Here is a 2,877-nt window from a genome sequence, read left to right on the forward strand (position 1 = left end):
GTACGCACGCCGCGGCGGTGCTCGGGCACGGCTCGGCCAACTCGGTGCCGCGCGACGCCGCGTTCAAGACCATCGGCTTCGACTCGCTGGCCGCCGTGGAGCTGCGCAACCGGCTCAACGCCGCGGCCGGCCTCCGGCTGCCCGCCACCGCCGTCTTCGACAACCCGACCGCGGAGGCGCTCGCCGCGCTGATAGACGGCGAACTGCCGGGCGCGCCCGCCGCGGCGGAACCGGCGGACGCCGGCGCGGGGAGCCTCGGCGAACTGGAGGAGAAGCTCGCCGCGGGCGCGTTCGACGAGCAGGAGCAGGCGAGCCTCGCCAAGCGGCTGAAGGCTCTGCTGTGGCAGCTTGAGGACGCACGTCCGGCCGGGGCCGAGGAGACCGGCCAGGCGGCCGGAGAGCCGGGCGGCGGGCTGGACGTGGCGAGTGACGAGGAGATGTTCGCGATGATCGACCGGGAGCTGGGCCGGGACTGACTCCCGCGCCCGGCCCCCGGCGGTCCGGGCGGCCCGGGTGGACGAAAATGCCGCCGGCCCGCGACGGGAGTACGCGGGCCGGCGGTGCGGGAGCCGGGGGAGGCGAACCCCGGCTGTGGTGCGGAGAGGTCAGGGACCCGGGGCGGGAGAGGCGGGGTCGCGGGCGTCGACCGCCTCGTGCACGACCTCCTCCTGCGCGGCCGGCTCTTCGGCGGATGCCGGCTCACTGGCGCCCGCCGCCTCGGGGGCGGTCTCCGGCGCGTACGCCTCCAGGAAGTCCTTCAGCTCGGACAGCACGTCCGCCGCCTCCGCCCCGTCGATCACCCGGTGGTCGAAGGCGAGGCTCAGCCGCATCACCGGCGCCACGGCGACGGCACCGTCCCGGACGACGGGGCGGTCGACGATCCGGCCGAGGCCCAGCGTGACGGTCGTGCCGCCGACCGAATGGAAGCTGTCCACCGCGCGGTGGCCCAGCGAGGTGACGGCCACGGTGCCCCGCAGCTCGGGGCGGTGCGCGAACGACCGCGTCGCCAGCCGGAACAGGGTGCGGCCGACGGGCACGGGCAGCCGGTGCAGCTTGCGGACCGCCTCGAACTCCGGCATGGACTCCGGGTCTCCGTCACGCAGCCGGTCCACGTGCTTCTGCACGTCGTCCAGGCTCGACCGCTCCAGCCCCGGCACCACGGAGGACAGCACCACGCGGCGCCCGCCCAGCGTCTTGTCCAGCGTCACCTTGCCCCCGACGGTCGCGTAGCGCGCGACCTTGGGGCGGAGCCGGCCGCGGATGGCCGCGTTGGCGTCCGGGTGCCGGGCCAGCACGCTGCCGGACGCGCGCAGGACGTACGAGACGACCGAGTACCGGCGGCCGTCGCGCCGGGCGGCCGCCCGGTGCTCCTGTACCCGGCTCATGTCGACCTCGGTGTCGAGGAAGACCGGCGCCGTTTCCCGTATCTCGTCGCAGTGGTAGAGCGTGTGACGGCGCTCGGCGGGGAAGCGGGTGACGCTCACGCCGCGACCGCCGCCTTGTGGATGCCCTTGAGGCTGCCGGCCTCCAGCAGGTCCGGCAGCGACACGCTGCGGCCGGTGCGGCGCTCGATCGCCGCCGTCAGCCAGAGCAGGTGCACCGAGTCCCAGCCGGCGATCTCGTCCAGAGGCCGGTCGGCGTCCTCGACGGACACCGGCAGCCCCAGTTCGTCACGGATCAGCACCACAAGATCGTCGATGGTCGTCATGGCGTGCGCACTACCTTTCGGGGATGGGTCAACGGGGCGGCGTCGCGGTCGTCGTCGAGAACGCCCGGACGTCGCGCATGAGGGCGGTGGCGACGGCCCGCTCCGCACCTTCGAGGTAGAAGTGGCCGCCGGGGAACCGCTCGATGCGGAAGGCACCGGAGGTCAGCGACTCCCAGGCCGCCGCCTCGTGCTCGGTCACCCGCGGGTCCGAGGTGCCCGTGAAGACGCTGATCGGGCAGCGCAGTACGAAGCCGCGGTCGTAGTCGTACGTCTCCACGGCGGTGTAGTCGGCGCGCAGCGCCGGAAGGATCATGGCCCGCATGTCCGGGTCGGCCAGGATCTGCGGGTCGGTGCCGCTCAGCGTGGTGATCTCGGCGATGAGCCCGTCGTCGTCGCGCTGGTGCACGTTCTCGACGCGCGGCGTCGCCGGCGAGTGCCGGCCCGAGGCGACCAGGCCGATGGGCGCGTTGGCGCCGTTCCGCTCCAGCCGGGCGGCGGTCTCGAAGCCGACGACGGCGCCCATGCTGTGCCCGAAGAGGATCATCGGCAGGTCGGTCAGCGGTTCGAGCACGGCCGCCACGCGGTCGGCGAGGGTGTGGACGTCGCGCAGCGGCTGCTCCTGGCGGCGGTCCTGCCGGCCCGGGTACTGCACGGCCACGAACTCGACGGACGGCGGCAGTTCGCGCTGCAGCGGGAAGAACGTGGTCGCCGCGCCGCCCGCGTGGGGCAGACAGACAAGCCGTACGTCCGGCTGCCGGGCCGCGCCGAAGCGGCGCAGCCACGTCTCGTCGAACGGTATCTGTGTGGGCACCGGGGCCACGCCTTCCCGCGCCCTCCCGGGTGCGAGAGGCCGGCACACGGAGGAAAGCGCACCTTGAGCACTCCGACTCGTTTGTCATCACCCAGGCTATCGACGCCGGTTGAAGGCGGACAAAGAGCCGCTAAAGGCGTACGGGCGCGGAGGTGCCCCTCCGCGCCCGTACCGGATGACCTGTCAGGCCGGCAGGCTCTTCAGCCGCTGGCCGATGTCGGCGCGCTGGCCGATGCCGAGTTTCTGGTAGATGCGGGTGAGATGCTGCTCGACCGTGCTCACCGTGATGTGCAGCTTGCCCGCGACCTGCCGGTTGGTCAGCCCCTTCGCCACCAGCGCGGCGACCCGGTGCTCCGCC

General features: G+C 73.6%; 5 protein-coding genes. 1 reads left to right on the forward strand and 4 read right to left on the reverse strand.

Going from position 1 to position 2,877, the window contains the following annotated elements; all coding sequences use genetic code 11:
• The coding region (locus H5J30_RS25265) for a phosphopantetheine-binding protein (RefSeq protein ID WP_258563527.1) at positions 1-476 on the forward strand (476 nt) is incomplete at its 5' end.
• A gap of 129 nt (positions 477-605) precedes the next feature.
• Here H5J30_RS25265 and H5J30_RS37535 read toward each other — a convergent pair.
• From H5J30_RS37535 to H5J30_RS25285, 4 genes are all read right to left on the reverse strand, one after another.
• Positions 606-1,484, reverse strand: coding sequence for a 2-oxo acid dehydrogenase subunit E2 (locus tag H5J30_RS37535; protein ID WP_181789656.1), 879 nt, complete (start codon positions 1,482-1,484; stop codon positions 606-608).
• Complete coding sequence (locus H5J30_RS25275; protein ID WP_181789657.1) at positions 1,481-1,708, reverse strand: acyl carrier protein; 228 nt, start codon at positions 1,706-1,708, stop codon at positions 1,481-1,483. Before H5J30_RS25275 ends, H5J30_RS37535 begins: the two co-directional genes overlap by 4 nt.
• 28 nt (positions 1,709-1,736) lie before the next feature.
• Positions 1,737-2,528 (reverse strand): thioesterase II family protein, encoded by a 792-nt coding sequence (locus tag H5J30_RS25280; RefSeq protein WP_181789658.1) that lies wholly within the window; start codon positions 2,526-2,528, stop codon positions 1,737-1,739.
• Positions 2,529-2,702: 174 nt separating this feature from the next.
• Positions 2,703-2,877, reverse strand: a 175-nt coding sequence (locus H5J30_RS25285; protein ID WP_181789659.1) for a helix-turn-helix domain-containing protein, incomplete at its 5' end; no start/stop codon positions are given.

Origin of the sequence: Streptomyces phytophilus, assembly GCF_013870535.1 — a bacterium.
Taxonomy (GTDB): Bacteria; Actinomycetota; Actinomycetes; order Streptomycetales; family Streptomycetaceae; genus Streptomyces; species Streptomyces phytophilus.